Source organism: Blastopirellula sp. J2-11 (assembly GCF_024584705.1).
Lineage (GTDB): Bacteria > Planctomycetota > Planctomycetia > Pirellulales > Pirellulaceae > Blastopirellula.
Genome location: NZ_CP097384.1, coordinates 5,421,721 through 5,440,691 on the forward strand (window position 1 = coordinate 5,421,721; position 18,971 = coordinate 5,440,691).

Annotated in this window: 12 protein-coding genes; 5 read left to right on the forward strand and 7 right to left on the reverse strand. The window is 57.0% G+C overall.

Features of this window, described 5'->3' with window-relative positions; all coding sequences use genetic code 11:
• Positions 1-110 precede the first annotated feature (110 nt).
• Positions 111-1,298 carry an FIST N-terminal domain-containing protein gene (locus tag M4951_RS21415; RefSeq protein WP_262023659.1) on the forward strand — a complete coding sequence of 396 codons (1,188 nt, stop codon included), beginning with the start codon at positions 111-113 and terminating at the stop codon, positions 1,296-1,298.
• On the opposite strand, the gene M4951_RS21420 is transcribed toward M4951_RS21415, so the two are convergent.
• From M4951_RS21420 to M4951_RS21430, 3 genes are all read right to left on the reverse strand, one after another.
• Positions 1,261-2,181 carry a hypothetical protein gene (locus tag M4951_RS21420; protein ID WP_262023660.1) on the reverse strand — a complete coding sequence of 307 codons (921 nt, stop codon included), beginning with the start codon at positions 2,179-2,181 and terminating at the stop codon, positions 1,261-1,263. The two genes, M4951_RS21415 and M4951_RS21420, sit on opposite strands and share 38 nt — an antisense overlap.
• Positions 2,178-3,134: a hypothetical protein gene (locus M4951_RS21425; protein WP_262023661.1), complete on the reverse strand. Its 957-nt coding sequence runs from the start codon at positions 3,132-3,134 to the stop codon at positions 2,178-2,180. The genes M4951_RS21420 and M4951_RS21425 overlap by 4 nt, the downstream gene beginning before the upstream one ends.
• A gap of 63 nt (positions 3,135-3,197) precedes the next feature.
• Positions 3,198-4,259: a hypothetical protein gene (locus M4951_RS21430; protein ID WP_262023662.1), complete on the reverse strand. Its 1,062-nt coding sequence runs from the start codon at positions 4,257-4,259 to the stop codon at positions 3,198-3,200.
• Here M4951_RS21430 and M4951_RS21435 point away from each other — a divergent pair.
• Positions 4,207-7,227: a vitamin B12-dependent ribonucleotide reductase gene (locus M4951_RS21435; RefSeq protein ID WP_262023663.1), complete on the forward strand. Its 3,021-nt coding sequence runs from the start codon at positions 4,207-4,209 to the stop codon at positions 7,225-7,227. The genes M4951_RS21430 and M4951_RS21435 overlap by 53 nt on opposite strands.
• 265 nt (positions 7,228-7,492) lie before the next feature.
• Here the strand turns inward: M4951_RS21435 and M4951_RS21440 are convergent, their stop codons facing one another.
• The 4 genes from M4951_RS21440 to M4951_RS21455 all read right to left on the reverse strand — a co-directional run bounded on the left by M4951_RS21440 (position 7,493) and on the right by M4951_RS21455 (position 13,843).
• Positions 7,493-8,515, reverse strand: a complete 1,023-nt coding sequence (locus M4951_RS21440; RefSeq protein WP_262023664.1) for an NAD(P)-dependent alcohol dehydrogenase — start codon at positions 8,513-8,515, stop codon at positions 7,493-7,495.
• Between the two features lie 138 nt (positions 8,516-8,653).
• A complete protein-coding gene (locus M4951_RS21445; protein WP_262023665.1) occupies positions 8,654-9,991 on the reverse strand; it encodes a DUF1552 domain-containing protein in 1,338 nt (445 codons plus the stop codon).
• Positions 9,988-11,916 (reverse strand): DUF1588 domain-containing protein, encoded by a 1,929-nt coding sequence (locus tag M4951_RS21450; RefSeq protein WP_262023666.1) that lies wholly within the window; start codon positions 11,914-11,916, stop codon positions 9,988-9,990. The genes M4951_RS21445 and M4951_RS21450 overlap by 4 nt, the downstream gene beginning before the upstream one ends.
• 286 nt (positions 11,917-12,202) lie before the next feature.
• Positions 12,203-13,843 (reverse strand): serine/threonine-protein kinase, encoded by a 1,641-nt coding sequence (locus tag M4951_RS21455; protein WP_262023667.1) that lies wholly within the window; start codon positions 13,841-13,843, stop codon positions 12,203-12,205.
• A 414-nt stretch (positions 13,844-14,257) separates the two neighbouring features.
• Here M4951_RS21455 and M4951_RS21460 point away from each other — a divergent pair, with 414 nt between their 5' ends.
• The 3 genes from M4951_RS21460 to M4951_RS21470 all read left to right on the forward strand — a co-directional run bounded on the left by M4951_RS21460 (position 14,258) and on the right by M4951_RS21470 (position 18,955).
• Positions 14,258-15,349, forward strand: a complete 1,092-nt coding sequence (locus M4951_RS21460; protein WP_262023668.1) for an SIS domain-containing protein — start codon at positions 14,258-14,260, stop codon at positions 15,347-15,349.
• Positions 15,350-15,865: a KdsC family phosphatase gene (locus M4951_RS21465; protein ID WP_262023669.1), complete on the forward strand. Its 516-nt coding sequence runs from the start codon at positions 15,350-15,352 to the stop codon at positions 15,863-15,865.
• 81 nt (positions 15,866-15,946) lie between these two features.
• Positions 15,947-18,955 carry a hypothetical protein gene (locus M4951_RS21470; RefSeq protein ID WP_262023670.1) on the forward strand — a complete coding sequence of 1,003 codons (3,009 nt, stop codon included), beginning with the start codon at positions 15,947-15,949 and terminating at the stop codon, positions 18,953-18,955.
• The last annotated feature ends 16 nt before the right edge of the window (positions 18,956-18,971 follow it).

Here is an 18,971-nt window from a genome sequence, read left to right on the forward strand (position 1 = left end):
CTTTAAGACATGCTCTTTCCGCGAAGACGCGGTAAGAGCATGGCGCCGAACGCAGTGGCGCCCAATTTTTAAAACCACAAACACTTCACCGCTGTCGGCGAAAGTAACTCATGACCTCTTCTACTCTAAAATTCGCCGCTGCTCTCTCGACGCATGAAGCGACCGAAGAAGCGATTGCCCAAGTGATTCGTGAAGCGCTCGAGCAACTCGCCGCGCCGGTCGATATCGCCTTTGTCTTCGTTTCGCCGCAACATGCCGACAAGTTGGAAACGATCGCGTCCCAACTGTGCGAGCTGCTGGGAACCGAAAATCTGTTTGGCACGACCGGCGAAGCGATCGTCGGCGTCGGTCGCGAGATCGAACAAGCCCCCGCGATTTCGCTCTGGCTGGCGCATCTGCCGGGGGTCGAAGTGACGCCGATGCACCTAGAGTTTCAGCGGACGCCCGACGGCGGATCGTTCATCGGTTGGAGCGGAAAATTGCCGCTCCAATGGCCGAAAGAGGCGACGCTGCTGCTGATGGGCGAACCGTTCAGCTTTCCGGCCGACGCGTTGTTGGCCCGCATGAATGAAGACCAGCCCGGCGTGCCGATCATCGGCGGCATGGCGAGCGGCGGACATGCGCCCGGCGAAAACCTGTTGGTGCATGGCCGTGAAGTGAAAAAGACAGGAGCAACCGCGATCTATCTGCATGGCGCGGTCCGCGTACGGAGCGTCGTCTCGCAAGGTTGTCGCCCGATCGGTGAGCCGATGGTGATCACAAAAAGCGAGCGGAACGAAATTCACTTGCTCGGCGGACGGCCTCCGCTGGAGATCATCCGCGAGATCTTCGCCCAACTGCCGACCAGCGATCAACAACTGGTCAATCGCGGGCTCCACATCGGCCAGGTCGTCGATGAGTATCGCGAAAAATTTGAGCCCGGCGATTTCATCATCCGCAACGTGATCGGCGTCAATCAAGAGACCGGCGGCATCGCGGTGGGAGACTACGTCCGCCCTGGTCAAACGATCCAGTTCCACGTCCGCGACGAAAACTCGGCCGACGCCGACCTGAAACAACTGCTGGCGACCGAGTCCGGCGGGCAACCGCTCGGCGCGCTGGTCTTCACCTGCAACGGTCGCGGAACGCGGCTCTTCTCCTCACCCAACCATGACGCCGAGTGTCTACAAGCCGCCTGCGGCGATATCCCGGCTGCCGGGATCTTTGCGATGGGCGAACTGGGGCCGATCGCCGGGCAAAATTTCATGCATGGGTTCACGGCTAGTTTGGCGCTGTTTGAAGAGATTGAGCAGGATTAGCGGATGATCGGCGCCAAGGGAGCCAGACCAACGGCAAGATAGCAAACGCAAGTCCGGCTGAAAGCATCGCAAAGTACAGCAGAGTCGACCCCATCGAAGTCGGGCTCAAATAGCTTTCAGATAGGAGGTGGGTGATTGTTGCTCCGACCAGGGCAATTGGCACAGCCGCCCACCAAAAAAATGAGCCAATTCGGGTTCCAGCAAACGCTGCCGCTCCCGCGACACCGCATGAGATGGAGGTTTGCCGAGCTGAATGATAGGCGAGCCCCGCAAGTTGCCCTTCGGAAAACATTTGGCTTACCCACACATGAGAAATTCCGAGAAAGCGAACGATCCCCAGCACGACGGCCGCCGCCGTAATCACTAGAAATAGCGTCCTGACCGAAAATTGCGAGCCGCCACCGTAAAGGCGGGCGAATCCTCGCATGGTCCACGTCAAAAGCACAACGCTAAGAATGCCGAGAAGAATCTGCAGACCTGCCGCCACGGGATTAACTAAATTGGCATAGGCAGAATTCATCCAGCCGTTGACCAACGCTGCAAAGATCCCGGCCATCGCAACGACACAAAGCGGCACTCGCGCAACGGCTGAACCGATCGGAAGTGCGATGACGATTGCAAGCCACGCAAAATAGAATTCATTCTGCCAGACGCGTATAAAAAACATCGCCGCCAGCGGCCACGAAAGTGTTGGGTCGCCGGGGATCGCGTCTCCAACGTACGATTGCAGAATCGCTCCCAGTCTCCAATAGAGCGGAGAAACGATCAGTAACAAAATCAGCGAGATCATGCACCGCGTGATCGGTGAACCAAATCGATCGCGCCAACGAAACGTGCTTGGGCTATCTTGCAGAGAACTGTCCTCGACATCCGTAACCGTCATGCCTCCAACTCCTCGCAGTCGGGGTCACCGGCGCGAACCATGACTTTAGCTGACTGGAGCGGCATATAGATGATCGGCAGGAAACTTATCACGAGAATCACCGTCTGGGCAGTTGTGTACGACAAACCGGTTGAAAGTAAAAAACCGATGCCGTCGAAGAGACGGCTTGTCCCATAGAGAAAGCCCGCGCCGATTAGCGGCATAAGTAGTACTGAGATCCAAATAGTAACTCGCTTGGCGGTGCGCCCCGGCAGCATCCACGCGATGATCGGTCCGCTGGCGCACAGCAAACTTGTGGCGCATTGCATCAGCACGATCACGGAGACAACCTTCCCCATCTCACCAAACTGTCTCCACTCGACCCATGGGACTAATGTCTTGGCGATCGCCACGATGATCGCGGCAAACAGGACGATCGACAATAGTTCCCACAACGAGAAACGAGGCGCGCCAGTCCGGTGAGCTCCGTTGATCAAGTTCGCACACCATCTTCCGCTGAGCGCGGCGGCGGCGATCACCAGAAACTTCGCCCAGACGAGCGTTGCTTCTACCAGCGTCCCATCAGGACCATCGGGAATCGGCCAAGGATCGGTCATGTGGAGGACCAGTCCCGTACTGGCCGCCAACAACAGACAGAATAGAGCTCGCCCATAGAATCTGCCGATCGGCAGCGCAATGACAATCGCCGCCCAACAGATGGGAACCTGTCGGCTGGCCGCCGCTGTTGAGACGGCGATTATATTCCACAACGGGCGCTGACTCACCTGAGCCATTTTCTGGTTACCAAAAGCAACAATCAATAATTCCGCAGCGCTCCAGACAACCGCAATTCCGACCACCAATAACAACAGCGACTGCGCACTACGTCCAACAGGAGAGGAGAGCCACGTCGCTTCGCGCGCGATGGCAATACCAGGGCTTATTTCTTCCGCTGCAACGTCCGTGCTATTCATGCTTCGTCCCGTGCCGCATTGAATTTCAGGCGCCCGTCACTTCGGCGGCAAGTTCGCTGCTGGTCATGGATCTTGTTGTAACACGCCGGACGACGGCGGTTCCACTTTTGCGCTGGTCAGCTGCTTTTTCGGCGCAAATACGATCGGCAGCATACCGAGCGAAATGCTGGTTGCTTGCATGCCGATAAAGATGACCATCTCCTGTGCGTTCAACACATGCTCATCGGGCGCCGCCCAGTCATGCAGCCAGAGAATTGCCAGTGATAACAGCAACGCTTGCGGGAGGCCGATGATCAGCAGCAGCACACGAAACAAAATCCTGCGCGTCGTCAGCGCCAGCAAGGGGCCAGTCGCGGCGGTTGCGTTGATCAGGGCAACCGTCAGAAAATTGGCCACTCGACTCTCGGCGAATTCGGCAAATCCGATATCCAGCGCTGCGGCGATCGCGCGCACCGCTCCCAATCCGACACAGACGACGGTTACCGTCAAAATCAAAGTCAACAACGAAAAGTGACGCGAACTCTGGGGACGAAACCTACTGAATCGCCTCACGACCAAGCTGGCGATGGTGACCAACATGAATTGAGATGCGATCAGTATTAACCAGAGGTGCAGTTCGTCGGACTGATGAACTTCAAAAAGTACGACAAAAACGGACATCACAATCAGCAAGAGCGCCAGTCCAACCGGCAGGCGGGTTACCGGAGCAATCAGCGGCCAGGAAATGAGTATCGCCAACTGACTCACTGCGGCGAAAAACCCCGAGTAGATCAACAAGATGGCGATGATAAATCCCGGTCGACCGAACCAGGCGATCAGCAACATCAGGCCCCAGCAGGCAGCCATTGCTGCGATCGAAGCCAAAAATCGCCATATCGCCAAACGCTGTGTAGGGGGCTTCGCAACCTCAGCCAACCGATCAACTTCCGTTGATTCGTTTGTGATCGATTGGTTTGACACGTTTTCCTCATCTACCCAAATATTCGAAAAAACCCGCAATCCGGCCGACTCGACACCATATATTGTGTTGCCTGCACACACCCAGCACCATATATTGGCCCTGGAGTAAGTTATGATCCGCCAGCCGCAATCCCAATCGCATCCCTTGGAAGCGACGATTCCCACGCCGCTCAAGGTCTCTCCGGCCTTCTGTCCGGTCGATGTCGAATCTCCCTACAACGCTTTTGCGTGGAGTCGTCGCAACGCGGTGATACAGTCGGCCGACGGCGAAATCTTGTTTGAGCAGTTGGACGTCGAGTTTCCCGAACATTGGAGCCAGACGGCCGTCAACATTGTCGCCAGTAAGTACTTCTTTGGCGAGCAAGGAACCGCCGCGCGGGAAAATAGTTTGCGACAACTGGTCGAGCGCGTCGTCCGTACGATCGCCGATTGGGGAGTCGCCGACGGTTATTTGACGCCGGAAGGGGGCGAAGTCTTCTATCGCGATCTGGTCTGGCTTTGCCTGGATCAAGCCGCGGCGTTCAACTCGCCGGTTTGGTTTAACGTCGGTCTGCATCAAGCCTATGGAGTGACCGGCGATCGCGCCGTCTGGCGCTGGAATCCCGTCGCGATGCAGGCAACCTGCGACGCTGACGCCTACGCCTATCCGCAAGCGTCGGCCTGTTTTATCCAAGGGGTGGAGGACGACATGCAGTCGATCATGTCGTTGGCCGCCTCTGAAGCGATGCTCTTTAAGTACGGCAGCGGTTCTGGCGCCGATCTATCGACGTTGCGTTCACGGTGTGAAGTACTCTCGGGGGGCGGAAAGCCGTCAGGACCGTTGTCGTTCATGCGCGTCTACGATCAGGTCGCAGGCGTCGTGAAGTCAGGCGGCAAGACGCGCCGCGCAGCGAAGATGCAATCACTCAAGATCGAGCATCCCGACATCCTCGAGTTCATTCAGTGCAAAGCGAAAGAAGAAACGAAGGCCCGCATCCTGATCGAGCATGGCGGTTACGACGCCGATTTCAACGGCGAAGCGTACAACTCAATCCTGTTTCAAAACGCCAACCTTTCGGTCCGTGTCAGCGATCCATTTATGGAAGCGGTCGAGCGCGATCAATCTTGGCGAACGCACTGGATCACGAAGCCGATAAATGAAGGCCCGCACTATCCTGCGCGCGAGTTGCTGCAACACATGGCCGAGTCGGCCTGGCAGTGCGGCGACCCCGGCGTGCAGTACGATACGACGATAAACGCCTGGCATACTTGTCCGCAGTCAGGGCGAATCAACGCGAGCAATCCTTGCTCGGAATATATGTTTCTGGACGACTCGGCCTGCAACCTGGCGAGTCTGAATCTGATGCGATTTCGCGCTGCAGAGGGAACGCTCGCTGCGCCTCGTTTCGCCGCCGCTTGCCGCTTGCTGTTTTTGGCGCAAGAGATCTTGGTCGATCATGCGGGTTATCCGACCGCTAAGATCGCTGAGAACAGCCATCGCTTTCGCCCGCTTGGTTTGGGCTATACGAATCTCGGTTCGTTGCTGATGGCGAGCGGCTTGCCGTACGATAGTGATTCGGCCCGGGGTACCTGCGCCGCGATTACCGCCATCTTGCATGGCGCTGCGCTGCAAACCAGCAGCGAGATCGCCGCATCACGCGGCGCGTTCGCTGGCTTCGCAGAAAACCGCGACGCAATGTTAGCGGTGATCGACAAGCATGCGGCGGCACTGGAAGAAGTGCAAAGCGCTCCGGCCAATTTATGGCAATTTGCCCGAGAGTTGTGGGGACAAGTGCAGATCGCCGGACAGCGCGACGGTTTCCGCAACGCTCAAGCGACAGTCCTGGCGCCGACCGGCACGATCAGCTTTTTTATGGACTGCGATACGACCGGAATTGAACCGGAGTTGGCGCTAAGCAAGACGAAGCGTTTAGCAGGCGGAGGTTCGCTGCAGATCGTCAATCGGACTGTGCAGTTGGGGCTGGAGACGCTCGGTTATTCATCGTCGCAGATCGACGCGATCGTCGACCACTTGGGCAGCACAGGCTCACTCACAGGTGCGCCTCACTTGCGTGAGAACGATCTGCCGACGTTTGATTGCGCATTTCCGGCGGAACCGGGTGGACGAACAATTTCGTGGCAAGCCCATGTCCAGATGATGGCCGCGGCGCAGCCGTTTTTGTCAGGCGCCATTTCCAAGACGGTCAACATGCCGCAGGAAGCGACGCCTAGCGATATTGCCGAAGCGTATCTCTGGGGCTGGCGACTGGGCCTAAAGTCGCTTTCGATCTATCGCGACAACTCGAAACAGAGTCAACCGCTTAGAGCCGGCGCCGAAAGACCATCGCCGGCGGCGCACGCACAGCAACCGAACCGCGAGCGATTGCCGGAGACGCGACGCTCGATCACGCACAAGTTTAACGTCGCCGGACATGAAGGATATTTGACCGTCGGTCTTTATCCAGATGGACGACCCGGCGAGTTGTTTATTACGATGGCGAAAGAAGGCAGCACGATCGGCGGCCTGATCGATTGCTTTGGAATCGCGTGTTCGATTGCGCTGCAATACGGAGTTCCGCTTGAGGTGCTTTCGAACAAATTTTCGCATGTTCGATTCGAACCGATGGGGATCACGTCAAGTCGAGAAACGCCAATTGCCGCAAGCGTTGTTGATTACATATTTCAATGGCTAGCCAAAAGATTTCGAAGCGGGTATGGTAACGACTTCGTGGAAACGAAGCGTGACGACGCATCAACGATAATCGTTGAAGCGTCTGAGCAAAAGCATGATTTGCAGCAGTGGTCCGGCGTGGGGAAAAACGTCGGTCAACATGGTCAGGGACAGGCCGATAGGAGCGATATCGCGTCGGACACGGAGATGCCGGCGTTGTACCCGAGGGCAAGGAAAGCGGATGCCGACCCAGTGGATGGGACAATCACGGCGCCGCAAGTTGACCAGGAAACAGCCAAGACAATGGGGGGCGAACCGTGGCTCGTCAATCGTTCGGAGATCGCTAGTCGATCATCGATCGGCAGGCCCAGCGCGCAGTCGCCTTCAGACGCTCCTATTTGTGATCGTTGCGGTGGTTTGACCGTTCCTAGCGGAACGTGTTATGTCTGCCGTAACTGCGGGAATAGCTTGGGATGCTCGTAATGGAATTGTGGGCGGATGTCCCGATCCAACAAGTTCGTCAAGCGTGAATGAGAACGTACGCGTTTTTCGGTCCGATACGGTTTTGGGAAACGACGCCTCGAGCATTCCACGCAAAAAATTAGCGGATGTCGCCGGAATGCAGTCCCGACGACATCCGTTTTTTTATGCGCTACGCGTTAGCGGCAAATGAAGCGAGCGTGTGCTTTCCCGGCATATTCACGCTCGCTTGGGGATAACTTGTTGATCGTGTCTGGATCACTTCTGGCTAATTCGCGATATCGTTTTCCAGCACGATGCGGTAACGCGCCTTACCCGCCTTCAGATGCTCGAGAGCGTCGTTGACCTTCGACATGGGGAAGGTCTCGGTCTGCGGGGCAATCTTGTGACGCGCGCAAAAATCGAGCATCTTGGCGATCGTCGTGGGACTTCCGATCGGTGAACCGCAAACCGATCGCTGGGCCATAATAATCGACATCGCCGGAATTGGAATCGGCTCAAGCACGGCGCCGACAACCATCAGTTTTCCCTTAGGCGCTAGAGCGTTCAAGATCACCGGCCAGTCGAGCGAAACGTTGACGGTCGAGAGGATATAGTCGAGCGAGCCGGCCAACTTCGACATCGCGTCAGAATCGCGCGAATTCACGACGTTGTGTGCGCCCAGTTGCAGCGCTTCTTCGCGCTTCGAATCGCTGGATGTGAACGCGGTTACTTCACATCCCCATTTGTTGGCGAACTGCAGCGCCATGTGGCCGAGGCCGCCGATACCAATCACGCCGATTCGATGCATCGGCAGCAAGCCGTATTGCAACATCGGATTGAAGACCGTCACGCCGCCGCAAAACAGCGGGCCAGCATCCGCCGCTTCCAACGAATCTGGGAGCGGGATCGCGAACTGCCAATCGCAGCGCACACGATCTGCAAAGCCCCCATGACGCCCGACGATGGTCGCCGCAGACTGGGCGCACAGGTTATGATCTCCCCCCATGCACTGCGGGCACGACATGCAACTGCCTGCTTGCCAACCAACGCCGACGCGCTGGCCGATTTTCAGCCCTTTGACTTGCGATCCCATCGCGGCGACAACGCCAGACGCTTCGTGTCCAGGAACCAGGGGAAACGCGGTCATTCCCCACTCGTTCTCCACCATCGATAAGTCAGAATGGCAAATGCCGCAGTGCGTGACAGCGACCTCGACCTGATTGTCGAGCAACGGGCCGGGATCGTATTCAAATGGTTCTAGCGGTGCGCCGGCGGAATGCGCAGCGAAAGCATGAATCACATCAGACATAGGAAATTCTCTCCTGGTCAATTTTGGGCGAATCCAAAACAAGCGGCGGCAATGAACCAGACGATTCAGCCGCGATGCGACACTATTGGATATTCACCTAAGCGATGACGCAGGACAATCCCCCAAAATCGACCAGGATTACGCTAACAACTGCTCGATCGGTCCCGATGAATCAGAGAAATGCTTCGCCGGCGAACCAACGGCCTGTAACATCGTCAGCAACAAGTTGGCCATCGGATTATCGCGCGTCGATGCGATGTGCTGCCCTTGCTTCCATCGCCCACCGGCTTTTCCGCCTACCAACAGCGGCAGATCGTGGGGGCTATGCGAATTGCCGTCGCGCAGAGCCGAACCAAACAGGATGGCGCTGTTGTCGAGGACGTTGCCTTCCCCTTCCGGAATCGAACGAAGTTTTTCCAGGAGATAGACGTACTGGGCGACGTGCCACTTGGCGATCCGTTCGTACTGCGCCAATTTCTCCTCTTTCCCCTGGTGGTGCGACAGTTCGTGATGCGCGCCTTCGACGCCGTCAAGAAAGGAGAAATTGATCGAGCTGACCGAATTGCCAAACATAAACGTGCAGACACGCGTGATGTCAGCCTCAAACGCCAACGCAATCATGTCCAGCATCAACCGCGTCCGTTCGACATGATCTTTCGGATTTCCGGCGGGAGCGGTTCGACTGGAGAAGTCAACCTTGGATTGCCACGCGTTTTGCGACGTCGACTCGATCATCTCCAACCGCTTCTCCAGCGAACGGACCGACTCCAGATATTGCTCCAAGCGATGACGATCATTGCTTCCCAATTTGTTGCGCAGCGAACTGGCGTCTTCGTTGACACGATCCAACAGCGGGCGGTTCGAGCGTCCTTCCGCTCTGCCGCTGGCGATCAGCGTCATCCGATCAAACGCCAGACGAGGATTAATCTCTTTCGCCAACGGCTGCGTCGGCGTTCGCCACGCGATGTGAGCGCCATAGACGCGGGTATAGCCGACCGTACCATCTACGCCGGAGCTGACCGGTTCGGTCCCCAGTTCCATCGACGGCAGCGGCGTGTATTTGCCGAGCAGTTCGGCGGCGATCTGGTCGGCTGATCGGCCGCCGCTATTGAGATTGACGCCGGTTGTCTTCGTAATCGTCGTGCCTGTCAGCCAGGCGGCGTCTTTCACATAGTGACCGTCGCCGGTGTTTGCACTGGCTTCGTTCCACAAGCCTGACACGACCGAGACGTCGTCTTTCACGCTCGCCAACGGTTCTAGCTGTCTCGGCAACGAGTATCCGGCGCCGGTCTCTGTCGGCGTCCAAACTTCCTGGCGCACGCCGTTCGGAAAGAAGAGCGCCGCAAAACGTAGCGGAATATCCCCAGCGGGAGCGCCGGCGGCGGCGGCCGGCCCCATCGCTTCAAGCCAAGGCAACGCCAGTGCGGCGCCTGCACCGCGCAACACGGTTCTGCGAGTTATTCTTGGCTTCTTCATGGGGTGACTCTCTTATGACGAAAGGGTTCGCTCGTCACAATGGCGAGCACCAGTTCTTGGGATCGATATTCATTTGCCTGCAACCGCTCAACGATCGATTCGACCGTCGCGACATCGCTCGCCTGCAGTCCACGAGCCAAAGCGTAGCCAAGCATTTTTTGAGTCAGGTGACGGACGAACTGCTCTTTATTTTCCAGCAAGTATTTCTTGAGTCCCGCTTGGCCGTCGATCTGTTCACCATTTGGCAAGATCGCCAGCGGATCAATCTTGCCCCCGTCGTCTTTGTCGCGCCAACGACCGATCTCGTTGAAGTTCTCCAACGCGAATCCGATCGGATCGATCCGATCATGGCAAGTCGCGCAGGACGGATTGGCCCGATGCTGTTCTAGGCGCGCTCGCAACGTGAGCGCCTGGGCCACTTCTTTCGATTCTTCGAGCGGCGGCACATTGGCTGGCGGTGGAGGAAGCTCGACTCCCAGCAGCTTGTCTAACACCCAGACGCCGCGAAGCACCGGACTGCTGCGGCGGGGATATGAGGCGACCGCCATGACGCCGCCTGCTCCTAGGATACCGCCGCGATACTGATATTCATCAGGTAGCGCATAACGCTGCAGTCGCGAGTTGAACTCTCCTTTCAACTTGCCGCGGTCGATCTTATAGATCTCACAAAGCTCGTTATTGAGAATGGTCCAATCGGCGTCGATCAGGCTCAATAGACTCTCATTCTCTTTCAGCATTGACTCAAAGGCCGCAACCGGCTGATCACGCAACGCCGCGATATGCTGGTCTTGCAGCGAGGGGTGCAACTCATGATCGATTTGCTTTGAGCGTCCCAGGTCGGCGGTCCCTAGCCATTGCCCCACAAAATGGGTGAGCGAATCATTGAGATGAGTCCCTTTTTCCTGGATCATCCGCATCGTCTGGCGCCGGAGTTCTTCTGGATCTTGCAACTTGCCGGCGGAAGCCGCTTCGCGCAGTTTTTGATCGGGGGTCGTCGCCCAGAGAAAGTAACTGAGCCGCGACGCCAACTCATGATTGGTAAGCGGAACCGACTTATGGGGTTCGCTCGGCGCGTCCTCGATGAGGAACAGGAAATTGGGTGAAATTAACACGCCGCGCAGCGCGTAAAAACAGGCCGATTCAAAATCGAGTCCCGACTCGCGGGCCTCGTCGTACGTTAGGACGATCGCAGCGACTTCCTCGTCGGTCGCCGGCCGCCGAAAGGCGCGATTCGCAAATTCATGGAGGTTTCGCCGAGCCGCTTCCTGCTCTGATAGTTTGTCACTGGGCCGTTGGCGCAATATTCGATTTCGCGATTGAGAATCGTGGGCGGCGTAGTCGAGCGCGGCTGTCGCCGCTTCGACATATTTCTCGGCATGGATCGGCGAGATAATCAGCGTCTCGCTGGCGTTATTAAAACCTTCGCCTCCGGCCGGATCTTGCGGCAGACCATTGCCGGCGTCGAAATGAATCCCCAGTAAGTCACGAATGGTATTGGAATATTCATGCGCGGCCATCCGGCGAAAAAGCGGCGGGCCCGCGAGTTCTCCTTGCTGGCGAATCGCGTCTCGCGTCGCTTGCTTAATCCAATCCACCAGTTGCAGCCGGGCCGCGCTATCCATCGGCTCCGCATCATTGGGCGGCATCGAGTGATCAGCCAATCGCTGCCGCAGTTTCATCCACTCTTCATAGTGGGTCCCGAGCGCGCTCAAATCGGCAATCTTGCTCAGGGAAAAGCCCCCCTCCCCTTCCGAACCACCATGGCAGTCTGCACACGAAGTCTCCAGCAACTTTTGGGCGGCGGAAAAATCAATGCGGGGCGATTCTTCCGCCATCACCCGAGCGACGCTGATTATCACGATCAGCCCGGCAAACGCCGCGGCGCGAACAACGCCAAATGGGATAAGGGAAGTATAAAGGTGCATACGGATAGACTTTGGTCGCGAGTATGGCAATGGCTTGCAATCTCGACGACACAGCGGGTGGGCAAACGGGCGGAATCTGGGGAATTCCAGCGGAAGGAGAGCATCTCTATTGTCTATGCGTCCCCATTTTCGTCAATAGTTTTGTAGGCACGAACGGGGGGATCGTTTGGCAATAAGAGAGGCTCGTGGCTGGGGTTATGACGACTGCGGCAAGCTAGCAGGAAAGCGGAAGTAAGTCGACTTTTGGCAGGGTTGTAAAATTGGAAAGGACGGGAAATCATCACGACTACGAAGAGCCCAGCATCTGCAGCCCTTGCTTGGCCGTTTGAACTTCGTCGTAGAGCTTTGGATGCTGATCGTAGAGGGAGATGATCCGGCGATAAATCAACCGGGCCTGCTCGCGCTCCCCTTTGCTGATCGCCTTCTCGGCAAGATCGAGGTACTCGTCCACCGACAAGACTTCGACATCCGCTTCCACCTTGCGATGACGCAGCTTTTCCAACTCTTGCTGAGCGATCAGAAAGTAGGGGCGTTCTTCTCGCGAGCCAGGGTGTAGTTGAGCGATCATCGCATCGTAACGTTCCCAAGCTCCTAACTGACTGCCGATCGCCTCCCGATTGCGTGCCGCCGCCAACATCGCTTCGCCGGCGTTGCTATAGTCGCGACCATGCCCCCGCTCTTTATTGCGCAAGCGAGCTTCTGCATTTCGAATCCAGATTTGATCAAGATAAACTTGGGCTTCGGCGGCAAGTTCGGTGTCTGGGTATTTCTCGACAAGCGGTAACAGGTAGGTTTCTTCGGCTCGCTTCCAGTCGGTCTCATTCTCTGTCTTCATCAGTGCAGCGCCGCGATCGAACATCTGCTGCTCTGACATCGGCAGAAACGAGAAGCCGATGATCGCGAAGATCAACAATAGGCACGCAAGCAGAAACCAAGCACGCTCGTAGAACGGCCCCAAGGGACCTTGCGATTTCTTTTTCTTGAGTAATCGCTTGGCGTCTTCTTTGGCGACGCCGGTTTCGATGTTGCTATTGCGGCCGGCGTTGCCAACCACGGCATGTTCCAGCGAACTGGTCCCGGCGGCTACCGCCGAGCGAGTTTCTCGCAGCGCCGATGCGACCGCTTCCATCGATGCGATCCGTTTCGCCGGGTCGATCTCAATCATCTGCATGATGACGCGATCAAGCCAAATCGGACAATCGAGGGCCAAACTTGCAACACGCGGCGCTTCAATCGCAAATCGAGCAACCGATCCCGGGGCGTCATCTTCCTGAAGCGGAAACGGAACACGTCCCGAAAGTGCGCGATACAGAATACAACCCAGCGAGAAAATATCGCTGCGCGTATCCAGGTCCGCTTGCGGATCAAACTGTTCTGGCGCGAGATATTGCTGGTTCTCCAGCGTCGGTTCGGCCATCGGTTCTTTGCTCCAAGCGACGCCGGCCCAAAAATTGGTCAGCTTCACTTCGAGCGGCAGATCGGGGTGCTTTAAACCTTCGCCGGCTAACAACACGCAACAAGGATTCAGACGCAGATGACAGACGCCGCGCGAGTGGGCGAATTCCATCCCAGCGCAGATCTGTTGGGCGATATCGAGAACGACGCCCCAGAGCATCGTCATCCGGTCATCCATAAACTGAGCGAACGATTCTCCCTCGACCAATTCCATCGCCAGAAACGCGGTCGATTCGTCGATGCCGGCGCCGTAGCAGCGGACAATATTCGGGTGATTCAGCTTGCGAAGAAGTTCGCTGCGCGCCTGCAATTGCTTGCGACCCACCGGATCCGCCGCATAGCGAGCCGGTAAGATTTGAATCGCTGCTTGGCGATGCTGCTTGAGATGAACGGCCCGAAAAATCTCGGTGTCATGTCGACGGTCGAGTCGGTTCTCCAGCGCAAAAGGGCCTAGTCTTGAGAGTGTTACCATCGTTTTCTTCAACCTCTCCCCTCCGATCGTCAAAGGGGCTCATTGCGCTTTTGAGGCAACGTTCAGGCGTCGTGGGACTTCCCGGTCGCGATCCATCGCAAACCGACGCCGGTTGTACATTATCAAGCTGGGTGTTCGGGTTACAGGCGCCCTGCCGCTATAGATAGGACGCCGCAAACAGTTCGTACGTTGCGAAATTCGGGCCAATTCTTCCAAATCCGCGGAATTTATCGCTAACTCCTGTAATATCGTCTAGCTATTCGCCAGAAAGCGCCTCGAATTGAGAAGAACGTCTCTTCTTGAGACACGCTTCGACGTTGCTCTGTTCGCAGAACCTCCCTAGAATCAACCCGCTACACTCCGCGCAAGTTGCGGTCGAATATTAAAATTCCCCTAACTCGTTGGGAAATTGCCATGGATGGCGCCGCCCTACGACTGACGGCAGAAACTCCGCAGGAGGAAGTTCTGCGGTTTGGCCGCACGATTATTCAGCAAGAAGCAGACGCTCTCTCGGCAATCGCCGAGCGACTTGACGCCCGATTCTGTCACGCGCTCGATCTGGTCATGCAATGCCCCGGCGATATTATCGTCACTGGGATGGGTAAAGCAGGGCTAATTGGTCAAAAAATAGCGGCTACGTTTGCATCGACCGGAACTCCCAGTCATTTCCTCCATCCTGCCGAAGCGATTCACGGCGACCTGGGACGAGTCGATGAGAAAGATGTCGTCCTCGCATTTTCGCAAAGTGGCGAAACCGACGAGATCGTTCGCCTGATCCCTTGTTTGAAGTCGCTGGGCGCCCAAATCGTGGCAGTCACTGCCAACGAAAACAACACGCTAGCTCGCGCAGCAAAGATCGTATTGCCGCTAGGGCCGATCGTCGAAGCCGGCGCCAATCGCCTGGCGCCCAGCACGAGCACCGCGGCGATGCTGGCCCTCGGCGACGCGCTGGCGCTCACTTGCAGCTGGCGACGCGGGTTCCGTCCTGAAGACTTTGCCCGCTATCATCCCGGCGGAAGTTTGGGACGCAAGCTGGCGCGGGTCGAAGCGGTGATGCGTCCGCTAACCGAATGTCGCATCTCACGTTGCGATCAACTCGTGCGTGATGTCTTTGTAAGCGCCTGTCGACCTGGTCGTCGCACCGGCGCTATCATGCTGGTCGACGCTCAGGGAAAGCTGGCGGGAATTTTCACCGACAGTGATCTGGCTCGTATATTTGAAACCGGCCGCACCGAACTGCTCGATCACCCGATTTCGAGCGTGATGACCCAATCTCCCAAAACGGTAACCAGCGGCGTCCGCGTGCAAGAGGCGCTTACCGCGATCGCGAAGTCGAAGATCAGCGAACTTCCGGTGATCAACGATAGCGGTGAGCCGATCGGCATGTTAGACATCACCGATCTGGTCGACTTGGCGGCGACTTCGCCAGGCGGCGAATCGGCGCTGGATGAGCCGGAATCGCCGTGGACCGTCCCCTTTCCGAACCAGAACGGAAGCGATGCGTAGATGAAACTGGAAGAACGTTGCAAATCGATTGAACTGATCGTTTCCGACGTCGACGGCGTCCTTACTGACGGCGGCGTCTTGTTGGACAACGAAGGAATCGAAGCGAAGCAGTACCATATTCGTGATGGACTCGGCGTCAAAGTATGGCGGAAAGCAGGCTTTCGCTTTGGGATCATTACCGGGCGAAACTCACAAACCGTTCGCCTGCGTTCGTCAGAGCTGGGTATCGACGTCGTGCGACAAGGAATCGACGACAAGCTGTCGGTAGCGAACGATCTGCTTGAGCAGTTTGGCCTGACAAGTCAGCAGTTCGCCTATATCGGCGACGACTTGCCTGACTTGCCGGTGGTTCGCATGGCCGGGCTCGGCGTCGCCGTCCAAGACGCGGCCGCCGAACTACGTGAAGCGGCCCACTATGTAACTCAATTACCAGGCGGACGCGGCGCCGTACGCGAACTGGTCGAACTGATTCTGAAAGCGCAAGGACGCTGGGCCGATATCGTCCGCAGTTTTTAACGTTCACCGCTGCAGATCAACACGTTTCGTTTTTCTCTCAATTCAACCTTCACCATTTCGACGTAAGACGACGACAGCGCGATGTGGAACAAAACAAAGCGAATCGCAATCAGCATCGCCGTCGTCGTCGGCACATACTTTCTCTACACGGTGCTGGTCGTACCCTGGATTGAGCCGAATCTTCGCCGCCGCGCTGGCGACGATCAGACGTATCTCACGCCCGATATCGTCGGGCAGCAAAAAGAGTTTCTCGCGAAACTGTTTCCGCCCGGTTCTTGGCAGCTTGGTCGAACCAAGGTTCTGGAAAGCAATCGCATCATGCTTTTGATGCGTGACTTTAAAGAGTTGGAATCCAATCGGCTGAAACTCGAACCGGTGACGATTCTGGTCTTTGCGACCGATGATCGCCAACAGCGATTGAATGAACCTCCGCTGATCTTGGAAGGTAAAGAAGCGGTCCTGCACTTTAGCGAGTTGAACTTGTCGTTTGGCAAGATCGGTCAGCTAGATGGCGGTCGCTTGGACGGCGAGGTAACGATCCGCCGCGAGCCCTCTTCCCCGAAAGCAATGAACGGGGTTGCGATCAAAACGCGCGACGTCGATTTGCATCCCGGCTGGATCGAAACGAAAGCGCCGATTCAATTTCGCTACGGCGGCAGTTCCGGCAGCGGCCGACACTTGATCGCCAAGCTGGACGAATCGGAAAAGAAGCCTGGGCAAAGCACTTCGGCCATCGGCGGCTTGCAGTCGCTGCAACTCAACCACGTGGATCGCATCCAGATCGCCCTGCAAAACGGTTTGAGCGACTCGATCGGCGCCGGTCCTAATGCCGGCAACGAAAGTTCGGCGCCGCTAGAGATCACCTGCAACGGCCCTTTTTTGTTTGACGCCGCGCTAAAGATCGCCAGCTTTCGAGAGCGCGTCGTCGTTACTCGTCCGACTGCGGCGACTACGCCTGACCAGCTGCGCGGCGATTTGATCGAGATCTACTTCACCGAAGAGGATCAGGTCGCCAAAGCAAAGCCGGCGACAGACGATTCGCAATCCACGAGCAAGCTGAAAGTTCAACGACTAGTTGCTGTCGGTGCGCCGGCCACATTGCAGGCCCCCAGCGCCGGCGCTAGAGCGTCGGCCAAGCAGTTTATCTATGACGTCGTACGACGACGCATCGAAGCCAGCGGCGATCAGAATACCGAACTCGCCAAAGACCAGTGGGTCGTACGTTCCCCCAATGTTCAATACGAAATGGCCGAAAACAGCCGTGAACTGGGGCGACTGTGGGCGGCCGGTCCCGGCACGTTTAGCGGCCAGTTGGGCAAAGACAGCAAGTCTGGTGACGCCGTCATGGTCAGCTGGCGCGACCAGCTGCGCGTCGAACCCAACGAGTCAGGCGAGCACGTCATGACCTTGGCTGGCGACGTATCCGCCGGAGTCGAAGGTCGCGGACAAATCCAAGCCGACAACCTCTACATCTGGATTCGTTCTCTCGGAATTCCCGGCAAACGTGACAAACAGTTGCTCGCCGATCGCATGCACGCCAGCGGCCAAGTCAACATTCGCTCGCCGCAACTCAACGGCAAAACAAAAGAACTGAAAGCCTGGTTCCAGTATCCAGAACTCAACGCAGCGCTCTCGCTCGATCAGCCAGACGCACAAACGATGGCGATCGTACGAGGAGAACCGAACACGTCGATCCCCGCCCAGTCTGGCGTTCAAGTCTCGCTGCAACGAACCGCACAACCATCCCCTTTAAAACCAATCGCGAACGGCGGACAAGTCGAGCCGACCCAACCGCCGACGACCAAGTTTGATATGACCGGCGACCTAATTCAGCTGGTCTTCATGCGTATGGCCGAAAAAATGTTGGTCGAAAACGCAACTATCTCAGGCCATGTCGAAGTGAAAGAAACGCTTTCGGCCGAACCGAACAAGCCGCCGCTGGTCGTGACCGGCGATGTCATTCAGATCGAACATGCCTCGTCGCCCAACGCTTATGCGCATGTCGTCGGCGCGCCCGGCATGATTTCTGGTCGCGGCATCCAGCTCTTCAGCAATCACCTGCAAATGGATCAGGCCCGCAATCGGGTCTTCTCCCAAGGTCCCGGCGAATTGCTGTTGCCGATGGATCGCGATTTTGAAGGTCGAAAACTGGCGCTGCCCGAGATTTACACCATCACCTGGCAGGGAAGTTTGGAGGTAATCGGAGATCGAATCATCTTCGATCGCAACGTGGCCGTTCGCGGGCGCCCGATGCAATTCCAAAAAGGACGGCTCGGCATGGTGACCGAACAGCGCCAGCTTAACACCGGTCGCTTGGAAGTCGTGCTGGATCAACAAATCGACTTCCGCCAACTGGGGCCAAGCCGCAATCCCAACGTCCGCCGCATTGAATGTAAGCAAGGGTTCAACGCCTACAATCCAACCGTGCAGCAAGGGAAGCTGCTGAGCTTGGATGAGATGAAAGCCGACAACCTCAGCATCGACCATCAAACCGGAGATATTTTGGTCAGCGGCGCTGGCTCGGCTCGCAGCACGCGAATTGGTTTTGTCGGCTTTGAAACGAAACTGCAACCAAACGGCGCCCCTGCCCCGTCGAAAGATCAGCTGACTTTTGTCGAAGTCAACTTCCGCCAGGGGGTGATGGGCAACATCTATCGACGCCAAATTGCTTTCCGCGATGTGCACCCGGCGATCTATGGACCGGTGAACAATTGGGGCGATTCGATCGCCGCCAACGCGCTGCAAGGAATGCGCGAAACCGATGTCGAACTGACTTGCGAAGAACTGACCATCGCGCAGATCAAGTCCCCAGGCGGAGCCGCGGAGTCGGTCGAACTGATGGCGGTTGGCAATGCGAATATTCGCGGCCGTCTCTACTCGGCGACCGGCGAACGATTTACCTATTCCAACTCCAAAGAGATGATCGTTCTCCACGGCAGCGGAAGGTCGGCGGCACAGCTTTCATATCAACAGCAATTGGGCGCACCGCGTCAAACGGCTTCGGCCGGGACGATTCATTTCTGGCCCAAGGAACATCGCTTTGAGGCCAGCAACGGGCGATCGATCGAAGTCTCTAACCTGCCTAACTAAAGCAGATTGAATTTCG

Excerpts from the sequence above, each read along its gene's own strand:
- M4951_RS21420 (WP_262023660.1), bottom strand. The coding sequence starts at position 2,181 with ATGACGGTTACGGATGTCGAGGACAGTTCTCTGCAAGATAGCCCAAGC.
- M4951_RS21445 (WP_262023665.1), bottom strand. The coding sequence starts at position 9,991 with ATGAAGAAGCCAAGAATAACTCGCAGAACCGTGTTGCGCGGTGCAGGC.
- M4951_RS21450 (WP_262023666.1), bottom strand. The coding sequence starts at position 11,916 with ATGCACCTTTATACTTCCCTTATCCCATTTGGCGTTGTTCGCGCCGCG.
- M4951_RS21440 (WP_262023664.1), bottom strand. The coding sequence starts at position 8,515 with ATGTCTGATGTGATTCATGCTTTCGCTGCGCATTCCGCCGGCGCACCG.
- M4951_RS21470 (WP_262023670.1), top strand. The coding sequence starts at position 15,947 with ATGTGGAACAAAACAAAGCGAATCGCAATCAGCATCGCCGTCGTCGTC.
- M4951_RS21460 (WP_262023668.1), top strand. The coding sequence starts at position 14,258 with ATGGATGGCGCCGCCCTACGACTGACGGCAGAAACTCCGCAGGAGGAA.
- M4951_RS21435 (WP_262023663.1), top strand. The coding sequence starts at position 4,207 with ATGATCCGCCAGCCGCAATCCCAATCGCATCCCTTGGAAGCGACGATT.
- M4951_RS21425 (WP_262023661.1), bottom strand. The coding sequence starts at position 3,134 with ATGAATAGCACGGACGTTGCAGCGGAAGAAATAAGCCCTGGTATTGCC.
- M4951_RS21465 (WP_262023669.1), top strand. The coding sequence starts at position 15,350 with ATGAAACTGGAAGAACGTTGCAAATCGATTGAACTGATCGTTTCCGAC.
- M4951_RS21415 (WP_262023659.1), top strand. The coding sequence starts at position 111 with ATGACCTCTTCTACTCTAAAATTCGCCGCTGCTCTCTCGACGCATGAA.
- M4951_RS21455 (WP_262023667.1), bottom strand. The coding sequence starts at position 13,843 with ATGGTAACACTCTCAAGACTAGGCCCTTTTGCGCTGGAGAACCGACTC.